The 16,253-nt window shown below is 71.2% G+C and carries 15 protein-coding genes and 2 pseudogenes; 9 read left to right on the top strand and 8 right to left on the bottom strand.

The genetic code is table 11. The features are described from left to right. The first annotated feature begins 98 nt into the window (after positions 1-98). A complete protein-coding gene (gene lysS / locus AC5WS8_RS34480) occupies positions 99-1,841 on the top strand; it encodes a lysine--tRNA ligase (protein ID WP_496107454.1) in 1,743 nt (580 codons plus the stop codon). 72 nt (positions 1,842-1,913) lie between these two features. On the opposite strand, the gene AC5WS8_RS34475 is transcribed toward lysS, so the two are convergent. The 3 genes from AC5WS8_RS34475 to AC5WS8_RS34465 form a co-directional block, all read right to left on the bottom strand. Then, positions 1,914-3,221 carry a DUF2637 domain-containing protein gene (locus AC5WS8_RS34475; protein ID WP_496107488.1) on the bottom strand — a complete coding sequence of 436 codons (1,308 nt, stop codon included), beginning with the start codon at positions 3,219-3,221 and terminating at the stop codon, positions 1,914-1,916. Positions 3,222-3,399: 178 nt separating this feature from the next. Next, entirely contained in the window at positions 3,400-4,356 is a 957-nt protein-coding gene (locus tag AC5WS8_RS34470) for a DUF3558 family protein (protein WP_496107453.1), read from the bottom strand. A 132-nt stretch (positions 4,357-4,488) separates the two neighbouring features. After that, positions 4,489-5,343 carry a DUF3558 domain-containing protein gene (locus AC5WS8_RS34465; RefSeq protein WP_496107452.1) on the bottom strand — a complete coding sequence of 285 codons (855 nt, stop codon included), beginning with the start codon at positions 5,341-5,343 and terminating at the stop codon, positions 4,489-4,491. Positions 5,344-5,538: 195 nt separating this feature from the next. Between AC5WS8_RS34465 and AC5WS8_RS34460 the strand changes: the two genes are divergently transcribed. After that, on the top strand, positions 5,539-6,732 hold the full coding sequence (locus tag AC5WS8_RS34460; RefSeq protein WP_496107451.1) for an RtcB family protein: 1,194 nt from the start codon (positions 5,539-5,541) through the stop codon (positions 6,730-6,732). A gap of 224 nt (positions 6,733-6,956) precedes the next feature. On the opposite strand, the gene AC5WS8_RS34455 is transcribed toward AC5WS8_RS34460, so the two are convergent. The 3 genes from AC5WS8_RS34455 to AC5WS8_RS34445 form a co-directional block, all read right to left on the bottom strand. Next, positions 6,957-7,118 (bottom strand): hypothetical protein, encoded by a 162-nt coding sequence (locus AC5WS8_RS34455; protein WP_496107450.1) that lies wholly within the window; start codon positions 7,116-7,118, stop codon positions 6,957-6,959. Continuing rightward, positions 7,118-7,894, bottom strand: coding sequence for an SDR family NAD(P)-dependent oxidoreductase (locus AC5WS8_RS34450; RefSeq protein ID WP_496107449.1), 777 nt, complete (start codon positions 7,892-7,894; stop codon positions 7,118-7,120). Before AC5WS8_RS34450 ends, AC5WS8_RS34455 begins: the two co-directional genes overlap by 1 nt. Before the next feature lie 85 nt (positions 7,895-7,979). After that, positions 7,980-8,315, bottom strand: coding sequence for a YnfA family protein (locus tag AC5WS8_RS34445; protein WP_496107448.1), 336 nt, complete (start codon positions 8,313-8,315; stop codon positions 7,980-7,982). Between the two features lie 142 nt (positions 8,316-8,457). Between AC5WS8_RS34445 and AC5WS8_RS34440 the strand changes: the two genes are divergently transcribed. Continuing rightward, positions 8,458-8,916 (top strand): hypothetical protein, encoded by a 459-nt coding sequence (locus tag AC5WS8_RS34440; protein WP_496107447.1) that lies wholly within the window; start codon positions 8,458-8,460, stop codon positions 8,914-8,916. A 68-nt stretch (positions 8,917-8,984) separates the two neighbouring features. On the opposite strand, the pseudogene AC5WS8_RS34435 reads toward AC5WS8_RS34440, so the two are convergent. Further along, positions 8,985-9,778, bottom strand: a pseudogene (locus tag AC5WS8_RS34435) (DUF6597 domain-containing transcriptional factor). 47 nt (positions 9,779-9,825) lie between these two features. Here AC5WS8_RS34435 and AC5WS8_RS34430 point away from each other — a divergent pair. From AC5WS8_RS34430 to AC5WS8_RS34420, 3 genes and pseudogenes are all read left to right on the top strand, one after another. Next, positions 9,826-9,944 (top strand): annotated as a pseudogene (locus AC5WS8_RS34430) (5,10-methylene tetrahydromethanopterin reductase); the annotation flags it as partial. A gap of 447 nt (positions 9,945-10,391) precedes the next feature. Next, positions 10,392-11,102 carry a response regulator transcription factor gene (locus tag AC5WS8_RS34425; RefSeq protein WP_496107446.1) on the top strand — a complete coding sequence of 237 codons (711 nt, stop codon included), beginning with the start codon at positions 10,392-10,394 and terminating at the stop codon, positions 11,100-11,102. Positions 11,103-11,150: 48 nt separating this feature from the next. Further along, positions 11,151-12,668, top strand: a complete 1,518-nt coding sequence (locus AC5WS8_RS34420) for a HAMP domain-containing sensor histidine kinase (protein WP_496107487.1) — start codon at positions 11,151-11,153, stop codon at positions 12,666-12,668. A 5-nt stretch (positions 12,669-12,673) separates the two neighbouring features. Here the strand turns inward: AC5WS8_RS34420 and AC5WS8_RS34415 are convergent, their stop codons facing one another. Continuing rightward, entirely contained in the window at positions 12,674-14,629 is a 1,956-nt protein-coding gene (locus tag AC5WS8_RS34415; RefSeq protein ID WP_496107445.1) for an APC family permease, read from the bottom strand. A 347-nt stretch (positions 14,630-14,976) separates the two neighbouring features. Between AC5WS8_RS34415 and AC5WS8_RS34410 the strand changes: the two genes are divergently transcribed. From AC5WS8_RS34410 to AC5WS8_RS34400, 3 genes are all read left to right on the top strand, one after another. Continuing rightward, on the top strand, positions 14,977-15,444 hold the full coding sequence (locus tag AC5WS8_RS34410; RefSeq protein WP_496107444.1) for a hypothetical protein: 468 nt from the start codon (positions 14,977-14,979) through the stop codon (positions 15,442-15,444). 87 nt (positions 15,445-15,531) lie between these two features. Continuing rightward, complete coding sequence (locus AC5WS8_RS34405) at positions 15,532-15,894, top strand: DUF952 domain-containing protein (RefSeq protein WP_496107443.1); 363 nt, start codon at positions 15,532-15,534, stop codon at positions 15,892-15,894. A 73-nt stretch (positions 15,895-15,967) separates the two neighbouring features. Then, positions 15,968-16,225, top strand: a complete 258-nt coding sequence (locus tag AC5WS8_RS34400; RefSeq protein WP_496107442.1) for an LmrA/YxaF family transcription factor — start codon at positions 15,968-15,970, stop codon at positions 16,223-16,225. Positions 16,226-16,253: the final 28 nt, after the last annotated feature.

Raw genomic sequence — 16,253 nt, 5'->3', positions numbered from 1 at the left:
CAACGCGTTGAAAAGGCGTTTTCGTGGATGTGGCGCAGCCTGGGAGAATGGAGCGGTCAGCCGTGCGACCGTACCGCTGCCCTTGGAGAAAGAAGGACGTGCCGATCGTGGCTCAGAGCACCGAGACCACCGACTGGGTCTCCCGTTTCGCGGATGAGGTCATCGAGGAGTCGGAGCGCCGGGCCCCGGGCAAACCGGTCGTCGTCGCGTCCGGACTGTCGCCGTCCGGACCCATCCACCTGGGGAACCTGCGCGAGGTCATGACCCCGCACCTGGTCGCCGACGAGGTCCGCCGGCGCGGGTACGAGGTGCGGCACCTGATCTCCTGGGACGACTACGACCGGTACCGGAAGGTGCCGGCCGGTGTCGCCGGCGTGGACGAGTCGTGGGCCGAGCACATCGGCAGGCCGCTCACCTCCGTCCCGGCCCCGCGGGGCTCGGAGTACCCGAACTGGGCCGAGCACTTCAAGGCCGCCATGATCGCCTCGCTCGCCGAGCTGGGCGTGGAGTTCGACGGGATCAGCCAGACCGCGCAGTACACCTCCGGCGCCTACCGGGACCAGATCCTGCACGCGATGAGGCACCGGGGCGACATCGACGCGATCCTCGCCCAGTACCGCACCAAGCCGAAGGCCGCCAAGAAGCAGCAGCAGAAGCTCGTCGACGAGGCCGAACTGGAGGCCGAGGAGGGATCGGGCGCCGCGTCCGAGGACGACGGCAGCTCCGGCGCCGCCGGCTACTTCCCGTACAAGCCCTACTGCGGCAGCTGCGGCAAGGACTTCACCACGGTCACCGCCTACGACGACGACTCGACCGAGATGACGTACACCTGCACCGCGTGCGGCTTCTCCGAGACGGTCCGGCTGAGCGAGTTCAACCGCGGCAAGCTGGTCTGGAAGGTCGACTGGCCGATGCGCTGGGCCCACGAGGGCGTGATCTTCGAGCCGAGCGGCGTCGACCACTCGTCCCCCGGCTCGTCGTACCAGGTCGGCGGGCAGATCGTCGGCATCTTCGGCGGCAGGCAGCCCATCGGGCCCATGTACGCCTTCGTCGGCATCTCCGGCATGGCGAAGATGTCGTCCTCACGCGGCGGCGTCCCCACCCCGGCCGACGCCCTGCAGATCATGGAGCCCCAGCTGCTGCGCTGGCTCTACGCCCGACGCAGGCCGAACCAGTCCTTCAAGATCGCCTTCGACCAGGAGATCCAGCGCCTCTACGACGAGTGGGACAAGCTGGCGGGCAAGGTCGCCGACGGCTCCGCCCTCCCGGGCGACGTCGCCGCGTACTCGCGCGCGGTGGGCACCGCCGCCGGTGAGCTGCCCAGGACGCCCCGACCGCTGCCCTACCGCACCCTCGCGTCCGTCGCCGACATCACCGCCGGCCACCAGGACCAGGCGCTGCGCATCCTGTCCGACCTCGACCCGGCCAACCCGCTGGCCTCGCTCGACGAGGCCCGCCCGCGGTACGACAAGGCCGAGGCGTGGATCAACACCCACGTCCCCGCCGACCAGCGCACCATCGTCCGCGACGAGCCCGACGCCGAGCTGCTGAAGTCGCTCGACGAGCCGTCCCGGCAGTCGATCCGGCTGCTGCTCGACGGCCTGGAGAAGCACTGGTCCCTGGACGGGCTGACCCACCTCGTGTACGGCGTGCCCAAGGTCCAAGCCGGGTTCTCCGCGGACGCCACCCCGAAGGAGCTGCCGCCGGAGATCAAGACGGCCCAGCGGTCGTTCTTCGCGCTCCTGTACCACCTGCTCGTCGGCCGCGACACCGGCCCGCGCCTGCCCACGCTGCTGCTCGCGGTGGGCCAGGACCGGGTGCGGGCCCTGCTCGGGGAGTAGGCGGCAACCGGAAAGGGGCCCGGAACGAGGGCCCCTTTTCTTGTGCCTGTCAGGCGGTGTTCCTTGTGCCTGTCAGGCGATGTGCTCGTCCGTCAGTTCCGCGTTGAGGCGGTTGGAGAAGCGGTTCACCATGCGCTTGGACTCCGCCTCGGGGAGCGTGATGCCGTACGTGGCCTCGACGTCTGCGATGAACCCGCGAGGGGTGGGCGCTCCGTTCCCGCTCTTCGTCGACTCGCGGAAGACCTGGTAGTACGCGTCCTCGTCAGGCTCGAAGGGCGGGGTGCCGCCGCCCTCGCCGAGCTCACGGGTGCGGTTCGGGCCGACGGGGATGGGGAAGCTGCCGGTGTCCTCGGGGGACGGCTGCGGGGGTCCCTGCGGGCCGGGCTGCTGCGAGCCCTGCGGGACGGGCGCCTGGAACCTCTGCGGGACGGTCTGCTCGAACTGCTCCGCGTGCTGGTCCTCGTACCAGTCGTCGTACGGGGGTTCCGGCTCGTACGACGGGTCGTAGCCGCCGTGGTAGTCGATCTGGCGCTGGGCCTGGAACCAGGGGCTCTGGTCGTCCGGCTCCTCGTATCCCGGCTGCCCGGGGTTCTGGGCGCCCGCGAGCCCGGGGCGCTGCCCGCCCAGCGGTGCGGCTGACTGCGGGCCGGGCACACCCTGGGCACCATGAAGGTCCGCCGCCGCGTTCACCTGCGGCGCCGGGGGTATCAGCGCCGGTTCGATGCCCGCCGCCGCCAGGCCCGCCGGAGCCGTCTTTGCCAGCGGGACGCCGTACCTCGCCAGCCTCAGCGGCATCAGCGACTCCACCGGGGCCTTGCGACGCCATGCCCGGCCGAAGCGGGAGCGCAGGCGGGCCTGGTAGACGAGACGTTCCTGCTCCAGCTTGATCACCTGGTCGTAGGAGCGGAGCTCCCACAGCTTCATACGGCGCCAGAGCAGGAACGTGGGCACGGGGGAGAGGAGCCAGCGGGTCAGGCGGACGCCCTCCATGTGCTTGTCCGCCGTGATGTCCGCGATCCGGCCGATCGCATGCCGGGCCGCCTCGACCGCGACCACGAACAGCACCGGGATCACCGCGTGCATGCCCACACCCAGCGGGTCCGGCCACGCCGCCGCGCCGTTGAACGCGATCGTCGCCGCCGTCAGCAGCCACGCCGTCTGGCGCAGCAGCGGGAAGGGGATGCGGATCCAGGTCAGCAGCAGGTCCAGGGCCAGCAGCACACAGATGCCCGCGTCGATGCCGACCGGGAAGACATAGCTGAAGTTCCCGAAGCCCTTCTTGATGGCCAGTGCACGGACGGCCGCGTACGAACCCGCGAAGCCGATCCCGGCGATGATGACAGCACCGGTGACCACCACGCCGATGAGAACCCGGTGCATCCGTGTCAACTGCAGTGGCGCGGCCACCCGTACTCCCCTCCCAGTGCCTGTTGTTGCGCGCAACAGGGTGGCACACACGTGCGGTGAACGGGTGGCCGGTATGGGGATACCCCCCTCCCGCACCGGGCCGGCCTCCCGCAACCGCCCTCTGCGCGACAGGAGTTCCGCGGCAGCCGGCTCAGCTCTTCGGTGAGGCGGACGCCGACGGAGACCCGCTCTTCGCGGGGCCCGCCGACGCGGACGACGACGCCGACTTCGACGGCGAGGCGCTCTTCGACGCCTCCTGCGACGGGGACCCGCCTCCCGCCTTGCCGGCGCCGTTCGCCGCCGACACCGCGGACACCGCCTCCTTGACGGCGTCCTCCGCCGCCTTGGTCAGGTCGTCCGCGTTCGGCGTCTTGTCGCCGGCCAGGCCCGCGCCGTTGTAGTCGACGGTGACCACGACGTTCTCCACACGCGCCACCACCGTCTGCTGCTTGAAGTCGCCTTCCTTCTTCTTCAGGTCGTACGTCACGGCCGTCGCCGCGTCGGCCGCCCCCGACACCGGTACCGCCTTGGTGTTCTTCGCGCCGTCGACCGCCTTGGCGTCCTGCACCTGCCGGTCGTAGTACTGCTGCGCCAGCCTGTTGCCGTCGCCGCGCGTGGCGTCCGACTCGAAGCGCAGCAGGGAAACGTTCAGCCAGCGGAACTGGGAGCCCTTGACGCCGTTGTTCTGCAGACTGCTCCACGAGCAGCTGGACCGCGTCTTCGCATCGTCCGTCGAGCCCGCCTTGCCCGACTTCGCGCCCTTGGGGACCAGGTCGCCCAGGGTCTTCTGGGACAGCACCGAGCAGGGCTGGGGCAGCGTCGCGTACGCGGCGGGCCGCACCGCGTTCGCCGAAGCGCTCTGCGAGGGCCGCGCGCTCGGCGCCTGCGCCTGCGGCTTGGCGTCGCCGCCCGAACCGGAACCGGAGGAGCCCGAGGAGCACCCGGCGGCGACGAGCACCGCCGGGACGGCCGCCGCGCACACGAGGAGGCGGCCCACGCGCGAACCCCGCCGGCCCGGCCGGCGCTCGCCCGGCTCACTGTGCTCGTTCCCCCACTGCCTGAACGGCGTGGGCGGTACCTCCAGGTCTCGCTGTGCAGGTCGGTGCATGGTTCCTTCACTCATGACGCTTGTGACGCTCGTGGTCTGCGGTCGGAACGGTTCCGAGGAGCCACGGTACGCGGTGGGGACGCGTGCGCGGTGAGGTTCGGTTCCCTCGCCGGCGCCCGGCGAGGGGGCCCGTCAGCCGAGCGAGCCGGCCAGCTGTCCGGCCAGTTTCCTGGCCTTGTCCTGCATGTCCTTGCTGCTCGGGGCGATTCCGGGGGCGGCCGGCTGCTCGTCGTACTCGATGGTCACGATCACGTTGGACGTGCGGAACACCACAGTCACGGTCCGCTGCTGGGCGGTGCTCACCCGGTCGTCGATGAACGCCTCGTCGCCGAGGTCGTCGAGTGTGCGGGGCTGGAGCTCGGCCGGGGTTCCGGTGGCTGAGGGACTGCCGGACGGGGAGCCGGAGGCCGATGCGGAGGGCTTGGGACCGCCACTGGCGCGGGCGGCGGAGACGGAGGGGGACGCGGAAACCGAGCCGGAGTTTTGACCGGCACCCGGGCTCGAGGGGGAGCCGGAACTCGAAGGGGAACCCGAACCGGCCGCGGGAATGTTCGCGGCCTGCTCCTTGGTGGCGTAGACCTGGCGGGCGGCGTCGTCGTCGGAGACCGTGTTGTCGTACGACACCACCCGCTCGAGGTCGACGAACAGATGGTCCGTGGCGTCGGTGGACTCGGCCTTCCAACGGCAGCCGGAGCGGCGGTCGTTGTTGTAGGTGAGGGCGGCCTCGCCCTGGTAGGCCTTGTCGCGCTGCTCCTGGTCCGCTATCTGCTTCAGGCCCGGCAGGAGTGAGTCGAGGGTGTCGTGGCTCACGGCACCGCAGGCGTCGGCGAGGGTGCGGTACTTGCCCGGCTGCGGGGCGGCGGCGCTCGTGGTGGAACCGGCCTTGGGGTCCGTGGCCCGGCCACCGCTGCCGGACCCGCCGGTGCAGGCGGCCAACAGGACCGCGAGGAGCGCGGCGGCGCCCGGTACGTACGCCTTCCGCTGCACGGTGAGGCTCCTCTCGACGGTGTTCCGCGGGACGGGGGCCGTTGGTTATTCGGTTGCCGCACGGGGCGGGCCCCTGGGGACAATGTGTATCGCACGCACTGCCGTGGACGCCGGTCCGTTGTCCTTTACGTCGACCTTGGCGCGGGTTTTTGCGTTTGCAGACTTTTTTTGTGATTCCGGGGGGTTGAGGAAGAGATGTCGTACGTAGAGGTGCCGGGGGCGAAGGTTCCGATCCGTATGTGGGCGGACCCGGCGACGGTCGAGGACGCCGCGATGCAGCAGCTGCGGAACGTGTCGACGCTGCCGTGGATCGAGGGCCTGGCGGTCATGCCGGACGTCCACTACGGCAAGGGCGCGACGGTCGGCTCGGTGATCGCGATGCGGGACGCGGTGTGCCCGGCGGCGGTGGGGGTGGACATCGGCTGCGGGATGTCGGCCGTGAAGACGTCGCTCACCGCGAACGACCTTCCCGGGGACCTGTCCCGACTGCGCTCGAAGATCGAGCAGGCGATTCCGGTGGGGCGGGGGATGCATGACGAGCCCGTGGACCCGGGCCGGCTGCACGGGTTCGCCACCTCGGGGTGGGCGGAGTTCTGGGGGCGGTTCGGTGGGGTGGCCGAGGCGGTCAGGTTCCGTGAGGGCCGGGCGCTCAGGCAGATGGGAACTCTTGGAGCCGGGAACCACCTGGTCGAGTGCTGCACGGACAGCGAGGGTGCCGTTTGGCTCATGCTGCACTCCGGCTCCCGGAACATCGGCAAGGAACTGGCCGAGTACCACATCGGCGTCGCGCAGAAGCTCCCGCACAACCAGGGTCTTGCAGACCGTGACCTGGCGGTATTCGTCTCGGACACACCGCAGATGGCCGCATACCGAAACGACCTCTACTGGGCGCAGGAGTACGCCAAGTACAACCGTGCGATCATGATGGCGCTTCTGAAGGATGTCATCCGGAAGGAGTTCAAGAAGGCGAAGCCGACCTTCGAGCCGGAGATCTCGTGCCACCACAACTACGTGGCCGAGGAGCGGTATGAGGGTGTGGACCTGCTGGTCACCCGTAAGGGTGCGATCCGTGCGGGTTCCGGTGAGTTCGGAATCATCCCGGGCTCGATGGGCACCAGCTCGTACATCGTGAAGGGTCTTGGGAACGAGAAGGCCTTCAACTCGGCGTCACACGGGGCTGGTCGGCGTATGAGCCGGAACGCGGCGAAGCGGCGCTTCACCGTACGCGACCTGGAGGAGCAGACGCGGGGCGTCGAGTGCCGCAAGGACGCGGGAGTCCTGGACGAGATTCCTGCCGCTTACAAGAACATCGACCAGGTGATGGCGCAGCAGCGGGACCTCGTCGAGGTCGTCGCGAAGCTGAAGCAGTTCATCTGTGTGAAGGGCTGAAGCACGAGGCCCCCGTCGGGAACCGAGGCCTCGCCCAGGCCTGTCGGGGCACCAGCGACAGTCGCCGCGGTGGTCGCGGGCCGAGCACGCGGTGTGCGGCGGTGCGGTCCTTTGTGACTCGGAGCCGTATGGAGGGCCGAGTTCGTTGAGCTCGGCCCTGACTCCGGTGAGTCACCCGTCGCCGTGTCGTCGAGCGCGCTGACAGACACCGGCTCCCTGGCGTCTCACTTCGCGTGCCGCACGGCGTAGATCATCACGAACGCCACGAGGTGGATGCCGAAGAGGAAGTACGCCAGGTAGTACCAGACGTAGCGTTCGCGCTTCTTCTCCAGGGAGAGGCGCTGCTGTTCCGCCGCGCGGTCGGGGTCGGGGGCGGGATCGGGCATCACAGGTCCCTGTGCACCTTCGTGTTCGAGGCCTGGGCGCGGGGGCGGACCACCAGGAGGTCGATGTTGACGTGGCCGGGGCGGGTGACCGCCCAGGCGATCGTATCGGCCACGTCGTCCGCCGTCAGGGGCTCGGCGACGCCCTGGTAGACCTTCGCGGCCTTCTCCTGGTCGCCGCCGAAGCGGGTCAGCGCGAACTCGTCCGTCTTCACCATGCCGGGCGCGATCTCGATCACGCGGACCGGGGTGCCGACGATCTCCAGGCGCAGGGTCTCGGCGAGGACGTGCTCGGCGTGCTTGGCGGCGACGTACCCGCCGCCGCCCTCGTAGGTGGCGTGGCCGGCGGTGGAGGAGACGACCACCACCGTGCCGTCGCCGCTCGCGGTCAGGGCGGGGAGCAGGGCCTGGGTGACGTTGAGGGTGCCGAGGACGTTCGTCTCGTACATCCGGCGCCAGTCCTCGGGATCACCGGTCGCGACCGGGTCGGCGCCGAGCGCGCCGCCCGCGTTGTTCACGAGGACGCCGATCGTCTTGAAGGCGGTGGCGAACTCGTCGACCGCCGCGCGGTCGGTGACGTCGAGCGCGTACGCCGTCGCCGAGTGGCCCGCGTCCGTCAGCTCCTCGGCGAGCGTCTCGATACGGTCCTTGCGGCGGGCGGTGAGGACGACGCGGTAGCCCGCGGCGGCGAGCTGACGGGCCGTCGCGGCGCCGATTCCGCTGCTCGCGCCCGTGACGACGGCGATGCGGGAGGCGGCGGAGGGTGCTGCGGCGGTCATGGGCGACTCCTCGACGGTCGTTCGACAGCTTGCGCCCAGGATAGGTGGCGGGGGCACGCGCCCGGCGGGGGTGCCCGAAGCGTGGTCAGCGGCCGCGCGGCGCCCACATGATCACGGCCATTCCGGCGAGGCAGATCAGCGCCCCGGTCACGTCCCAGCGGTCGGGGCGGTAGCCGTCGGCCACCATGCCCCAGGCCAGTGAGCCGGCCACGAAGACACCGCCGTAAGCCGCCAGGACGCGCCCGAAGTGGGCGTCCGGCTGGAATGTGGCGACGAAGCCGTAGACGCCGAGGGCCATGACGCCCGCGCCGATCCACAGCCCTCCGCGGTGTTCGCGCACGCCCTGCCAGACGAGCCAGGCGCCGCCGATCTCGAACAGTGCGGCGAGCAGGAACAGGACGGCGGAGCGGAGGATCAGCATGCGGCCACCTTCGCATGCCGTCCGCCGGGCCCCGGCCGGCCCCTGCGGCGTTCTCACCTCACCTGCCCGGCGGCGCCTGTCCCGTCGTCCGCGTGGCATACATGCGGTGATGTGCGGGGGCCGACGCGGAGGACGTGGACGTATGCGGAAGCGGATCGCAGGCGGGCTGGGCGTGGTGCTGGCGGTGGGCGCGGCCGTGCCCGCCGTGGCGGCGGGGCCCAGGGTCGCCCTCGCCTCCCACGGGTATGTGACCCTGAGCGGCGGCCGGGCCGACGTACGGCTCACCCCGCGCAACGACGGGTGGGCCGCCGTCGCCGGCGCGACCGTACGGCTGCACTTCTCCCGCGCCCTGGACGGTCCGCAGCGGTTGCCGGAGGGTTGTGCGGTGTTCGATCCGAGCACGGTGTTGTGCGGTACGGGGCCGCTCGCGGGGGGTGGTGCGGGCCGGGAGCTCCGGCTGCGGGTGGCCCTTGAGGGAGCGCCGGCCGAGGTGCGGCTCGAGGTCGACACCCTGCGCGACGGCGACGCCGCCGACCGGGACCCCGCCGGCGACCGGCAGCACGTGCTCGCCCTCGAGACGGGGGACGAGTACGCGTTCTAGACCAGGCCACCTGCGGGAACGCCCTGGCCCGGGGCGGGCCGGGAAGGGAGGGAATCGCCGGACAGGCCCTAGTGGGGGCGGTGCTGGACGTAGGCCGTGGGGGGTACTCCCACCGTCGCCGTGAAGTCCCTCACCAGGTGGGCCTGGTCCGCGTAGCCCAGGTCGGCCGCCAGGCCCGCCCAGTCCACCGCCCTCTCGGTCTCCGCGCGTTCCAGGGCCTCGTGGATGCGGTATCGGAGGATCACCCACTTCGGCCCCACCCCCACGTACGTGGCGAACAGGCGCTGCATGACCCGTACGGACATGCCCCGGGCCCGGGCGAAGTCGGTGACGCGGCGGATCGTGCGGTCCGTGCGGATGCGGTCGACCAGGGCCACGGCGAGGTCGGCCTGTGGGTCGGGGCGGGGGGCGAGGTTCAGGAGGAACGTGTCCAGGGCGGCGACTCGGGCGTCCTCGTCATCGGGGGCGAGGACGGCGTGCGCGTCGGCTTCCGGGAGCACGATCCGCCGGCCGGTCCACTCCGAGACGGCCGGTCGGGGAAGAAGGGGCGGAAGCCGCCCGGGCGGAACTGGATGCCGCAGACCCGGCCCTTTCCCTCCAGTTTCTGGGTGAAGAGCTCCAGGCCGATGCCGGCGACCTCGGCGAACGGCTCCTGGTTCGCGTACTGCTGGAAGACGATGTTGACGGACGGGTGCGGGACCACGTGTGAGGCGTAGGGGCGGGTCAGGTCCCAGTCGATCAGCCAGTAGTGCTCCAGGTGGGGCCGCAGGGGTGCGGCTGGTTCACGGCGGCGGAAGTCCACGTGTGCGAAGAGCTCCGCAGCGTCGACGATGCCTCGGGTGTCGCGGCGTGGTGCGGCCATGTCCGGATCGTACGGGGGGCCACTGACAGCGAGCCGGTACTGCGGGTTCGGTGCCGGAGCAGCTCGACATGCTCGGTGAGGAGGTCGTGGCGGTGCTGCGGAAGGAGTTCGCGAAGGGCCGGCCGGGGTGCCCGAGGCGCCGACGCACGCGTCGTCGCGGGCCGCCGGGGACGCCGGGCAGAACGACGGGACGAGCGTTCCGGCGGGACCCGGGCGCGTGGGTGAGGGTGGGCCGCCGCCGTCGTGCGTACCGGCCCACCCTGCCGCGTCGGCCGGTCTCCGGGCCGGGGGAGCACTCGGGACCGGCCGGGCGGACCCCCACCCGGCCACGCCCTGGGATGGCGGGCCGGGTGGGCTCGGGGACGCTGCGGGACCGGCATGTGACGCCGGTGACGGGGCCGCGCCGGCCGACGCACGCGACCGCGGCATCGCGGTCCGCCCCGATGGCCTCCGCGTGCCCCTCCCCGGAGGGGCACGCGGTGACGTGACATGGCCGACACAGTGGCCCGACCAGGTAAGTCACCGCGCTCCGGGCGGTGAGAGGCGGGTAAGAAGCCCCTTCCCCGCTCCACCACCCGCTGGTGCACCGCCGTGACCTTGGCAGACTGGGGGCGTGACCCAGACAGTGCTGCTCGCCGAGGACGACCGCGCCATCCGTCATGCCCTGGAACGCGCGCTGTCGCTGGAGGGTTACCAGGTGACCGCTGTGGCCGACGGGGTGGAGGCGCTGGCCCAGGCCCACCGCACCAAGCCCGACGTGCTCCTCCTCGATGTGATGATGCCCGGCATCGACGGCCTCCAGGTGTGCCGTGTGCTGCGTGCCGAGGGCGACCGCACGCCCATCCTGATGCTCACCGCACTCGTGGAGACCGCCGACCGCATCGCCGGCCTGGACGCGGGCGCCGACGACTACGTCGTGAAGCCGTTCGACGTCGAGGAGGTCTTCGCCCGGCTCCGGGCCCTGCTGCGCCGCAGCAACGGCGGCTCCTTCGAGGCCCCCAGGGAAGAGGACAAGACCCCGACCGGCCAGGTGTCCGTGGCCGGACTGCGCATGGACGTGCAGGCGCGCCGGGCCTGGCGCGGGGAGCGCGAGCTGGAACTCACCCGCACCGAGTTCGACCTGCTGGAACTGCTCGCCCGCAACGCCGGCATCGTCCTGGACCACGCCACCATCTACGACCGCATCTGGGGTTACGACTTCGGTCCCGGATCCAAGAACCTCGCCGTCTACGTGGGCTATCTGCGGCGCAAGCTCGACGAGCCGGGCGCACCCGCGCTCATCCACACGGTCCGCGGCGTGGGGTACGTCCTGAGGGAGGACTAGGTGCCTCCACCAGCCCGTTCCGGCGCCGATGCGGACGTCGGGTTCTGGATGCGCCTGTGGTACCGGCTGCCGCCCGGGCTGCGCCGCCGGCTGCGGCTGCGGGCCCGGCTGCGGAAGGTCTCCTCGCTGCGGACGACCTTCACCGTGTCGTTCGCGGCCGTCGCCGCCGGCGTCACCGTCCTCGTCGGCTTCCTGAGCTACGACGCCGCCGCCCGCCTGGTGCGCGTCGACCAGCAGACCGTGTTCGCCCAGGTCGTGGCCGACCTGCGCAGCCAGGTCAGCCAGAAGCAGCTGATGCCGGAAGACTTCGCCATGTCCGACAGGGACCACGACACCCCGCGCGACGACATCATCCGGCCCGCGCGCACGGTCGTGCAGGTGCTCGGCCCCGGCGGCACGGTCGTGGACCACTCCAATCCGCCGCTGCCCGTGGACGCCGCCGACCGAGGGATCGCCGACACCGCCAAGGCCGCCAAGCTGGTGGAGCACAAGAACGTCGATGTCGGCGGCGATGTCTACCGGGTCGCGACCGTGGCGCTCGGCCGCGGCCGGGGCGGGGTGCAGGTCGCCCAGGAACTCAGCTCCACCGAGGGGCTGCTGCGCAGCCTCCAGCAGCGCACGGCCCTGTTGATGGGGGCGGTCGTGATAGCGGCCGGCCTGTTCGGCTGGTGGCTGGCCCGGCGGATCACCCGGCGGCTGGTCGTCCTCGCCGGGGCCGCCGAGGACGTGGCGCGCACGCGGCGGCTGGGCATCCAGGTGCCGGTCACCGGGAACGACGAGGTGGGCCGTCTCGGCCGCTCCTTCGACCGCATGCTCGGGCGGCTCGCCCAGTCGGAGGAGGACCAGCGGCGCCTCGTGCAGGACGCGGGCCACGAGCTGCGCACGCCGCTCACCTCGCTGCGCACGAACATCTCCCTGCTGCGCCGGATGGACGAGCTGCCGCCCGCCGCCCGCGAGGAGCTGGTCGCCGACCTCGCCGAGGAGTCCCGTGAGCTGACCGACCTGGTGAACGAACTCGTCGCGCTGGCGGCCGGGCAGTCGGACACCGAGACGGTGCAGCGGCTGACGCTGGCCGATGTCGCGGAGGACGCGGCGTCGATCGCCCGGCGGCGCACGGGGCGCGAGATCGTCGTCCGCGCGAGCGGTGACACGACGGTCGACGGCCGCACCACGGCCTTGCAGCGGGCGGTGTCGAACCTGCTGGAGAACGCCGCGAAGTTCGACCGCGACGCCAAGGCGCCGATCGAGGTCGTCGTGACCGGCCCGGAGCATCCGCTCCGGCTGGAGGACTCGGACGAGCCGGGGGGCGGGGTGCCGCTGGGGATCGTACGGGTGGAGGTGCTGGACCGGGGGCCCGGGATCGAGGAGGTGGATCTCATGCGCGTCTTCGACCGGTTCTACCGGGCCGCGGACGCGCGGGGCCTGCCGGGGTCGGGGCTCGGGTTGTCGATCGTGCGTGAGGTCGCCACCTCGCACGGCGGTGGCTCGTTCGCGTACCGGCGTGAGGGCGGCGGGGCGGTCATCGGGTTCACGGTGGGCGGGGGAGCGGGGGCCGGGGGCGACTGACGGGGTCACCCCACGTGCACACGTGGCCGGCGCGCGCGGTTCGGTTCCGCCTCCCGCAGGACCTCCCGGGTGACCGGTGCCACCTCGCCCTGACCGAAGAGGAAGAAGCGCAGGAAGTTGGCGAACGGGTTGCCCTCGGTCCACTCGAAGTAGATGTGCGGGATGCGGCCGGTGCTCTCCCGGACGTGCAGCAGCAGGGCCGCGAGGGCGTTGGGGATCGAGGACGACTCCAGGGTGAGCACCCGGTAGCGGCCGTGCAGGACCTCCCCGCGGACCGTCATGCCCGACTCGAACTCCGAGGGGTCGCCGACGGTCACCTCCACGAAGACGAAGTCCTCCTGCACCGGGAGGTCGTTGTCGTTGCGGATCTGCTCGATCTTCCCCCGGTACTCGTCGAGGTCCCGGTTGTCCGGCTCGTTGGCGATGAAGCGGATACGGCGGCTGGCGATGTCCCTGACGAAGCGTTCCGCCATGTCGTCGAGCGTCACGCTGGTCACGCGCAGCTCGAAGGAGCGGGCGAGCCGGGACAGCAAGGAGACGAGGAGGATCCCGGCGATGAAGCAGGCGCCGATCTTCACACCGTCCGGCCGCTCCAGGACGTTCACGACCGTCGTGTACAGGAACACCGCGGAGATCACCGCGAAGACGGCCACCAGTCGGCGCTGGCGGGCCTTGCGGGCGGCGATGGTCACCGCGATCGCCGCGGAACTGATCAGCACCAGGACGCCGGTGGCATAGGCGCCGCCCTGGGCGTCGACGTCGGCCTTGAAGATCCAGGTGACCAGGAAGGCGATCAGCGTGAAGACGATGACCATGGGGCGTACCGCGCGGGCCCACTGCGGGGCCATGCCGTAGCGGGGCAGGTAGCGGGGCATCAGGTTCAGCAGCCCGGCCATGGCGGAGGCGCCCGCGAACCACAGGATCGCGATCGTCGAGATGTCGTAGACCGAGCCGAAGCCGCCGCCCAGATACTGGTGCGCCAGATACGCCAGCGCGCGTCCGTTGGCGGGGCCGCCCGCCTTGAACGCGGGTCCCGGGATCAGCAGGGTCGTGATGAAACTGGTGGCGATCAGGAAGACGCTCATGATGAGGGCGGCCGTGGTCAGCAGCTTCTTGGTGTCGCGGATACGGCCGGTGGGCTTCTCCTCGGTGTCGCCGGGGTCGCCGCGGACATGGGGCATGACGGCGACGCCGGTCTCGAAGCCGGACAGGCCGAGCGCCAGCTTGGGGAAGACGATCAGGGCGACCCCGACCATGACGAGCACGTTTCCGTGCTGGGCGGTCAGGGCGCCGGTCCAGTCGGTCACCACGTGGTCGGCGGTCAGGACGTGCCACAGGCCCACCACCACGACGAAGGCGTTCAGCGCCAGGTACACGCCGACCAGGACGACCGCGACACCGATGGCCTCCAGGAAGCCCTTGAGGAAGACGGCACCGAGAAGGGCGATCAGGAGCAGGGTGATCAGCATCTGGTGGCTGTGCAGGGCGCCGGTCAGGTGGGGGTTCTGGATCAGGTGGGTGGAGGCGTCGGCGGCGGAAAGGGTGATGGTGATCAGGAAGTCGGTGGCGGCGAAGCCGAGCAGAGTGAGGACGAACAGCTTGCCCTGCCAGAAGGAGAGCAGGCGCTCCAGCATGGCGATGGAGCCTTCGCCGTGCGGGCTCTCCTCGGCGACACGGCGGTACACGGGCAGGGCGCCGGCCAGGGTGACGGCGATCAGGACCAGGGTGGCGACGGGGGAGAGCAGGCCGGCGGCGAGGGCGGCGATGCCGGGCTGGTAGCCGAGGGTGGAGAAGTAGTCGACACCGGTCAGGCACATCACCCGGTACCAGGGCTGTCCCTTGTGCGGTGGCTCGGGCTGGGCGTACGGACCCTGCGGGACCTCCGCCTTGCCCATGTCGGACAGGCCCTGCAGCATCCACGCCCGCAACCGGCTCGGACGAGCGTGCTCCGTGGCGGCCATCGGCGTGCACTCCTGCCATACGGGCTCTACGAGCGGCCCCGGCCGTGTACGGCACATACGTCGTACGGCTGTGTACGTCCCCTACATGGCCATGCAGCAGGCCGCGCTACCAGCGTAGGCAGAGGAGGCAACGGAGGCCTGCGCAGGGGCGACGGGCAAGAAGCAACCCGCCGAGGTGACCGGATCCACCTGCCCTGATGACAAGAGGTAACCGGATCGGAGGCGTGGCCGTTACTGCGACTCGGTGACATCCGGGTCGCCGCGGGATCGGTTGCATGGAAGCCTCATGAGTGCGCGCGCTGGGGGACTCCGTCAGTGGGGGATCTGCCGAAGCACAGGAGACCAACGTGAAATCCTCACTTCGCACCCGCTCCACCCGTGCCCTTGCCGCCGGTGCGCTCTCCGTCGCGCTGCTGACGTCCGCGGCGGCCGCCGCGTTCGCCGCCGGCCCGGTCGCACCGAGCCCGATGCCCAGCATGTCGATGATGTCGCCGAGCCCCACGGCGACGACGTCGGAGAAGCCCGCGCGCAAGCCGGCCGTGACCAAGGCCTCGATCACCATTCGTGCCAACAGGACCAACGTGAAGTCCGGTCACTCGGTGACGTTCACGGGCCGCACCAGGGGCCTGAAGGTCGGCAACAGGCTCGACCTCCAGCGCTACGACGGCAGGAAGTGGGTCACCGTGAAGACCGTCACGGTCAAGAGGGGCAGCAACTACACCCTGGTCGTGAAGCTCTCCGGCATGGGCAAGGAGAAGCTGCGCGTGGTCCACGGCAAGACGATGTCGCCTACGGTGACCGTCACCGTGAAGTGACGCCGTGGGGAGGCGGGGGCGCCCCGGACCGGGGCGCCCCCGCCTTCGCGCGGGTGCCGTCGTCCGATCCCGTTGTTCAATCGGTGCATGATCTACCACGTCGTACCGCTCGCCGACTGGAACGCGGCTCCCGATCGCCCGTACGCCCCCGCGTCTCTCGCGGAGGACGGTTTCGTCCACTGCTCTCCCGACGAGGAGACGACGCTGGCCGTCGTCAACGCCTTCTACCGTGGCGCGCCGAGGCCGCTGCTTGCGCTGCTCCTCGACGAGAACCGGCTCACCGCACGGTGCGTATGGGAGCGGGCGGCCCCCGCGCCGCCGCCCGGAGTGTCCGAGGGCACCCTGTTCCCCCATGTGTTCGGCCCGATCGACCGCGAGGCCGTCACACGGACCCTGGAGGTCCAGTGGGACGAGGAGGGCAGGGCGACGGGGCTGACGGACGTGGACTGACGGGCGGACACGCATCCTTGCCGAAGGCAGGCAGCAGCCGGCCACGGAGGCCGTGCGGTACACCGGCTAGTGGGTGGCCCGCCGTCCGCGCGAGGAGCTGGAGGCGGGGCCGGCCGAAGGACTGCGGGCGTTCCCCGCCCTTTGGCGCGCGATCGCCGTGGAGAGCGACTTTCGCGCCGGCTGCCCGGTCCTGGCCGTGGCCATCGAGGAGCCCCCGGCCGACGATGAGATCCCGCCCGCCCTGGCTGCCGCTGCCGAGGTCTTCGACCAGTGGGAGACCTGGGTCACGCACCCGGTGCGGCGCGGACGGCCTTGGCCTTCTCCCCGGTGAACACGCCGCTGTCCAGAAGGCCCTCAGT

The sequence above is a fragment of the Streptomyces sp. PTL18 genome (assembly GCF_059510295.1).
This window is presented reverse-complemented; position numbering and strand designations above follow the sequence as displayed.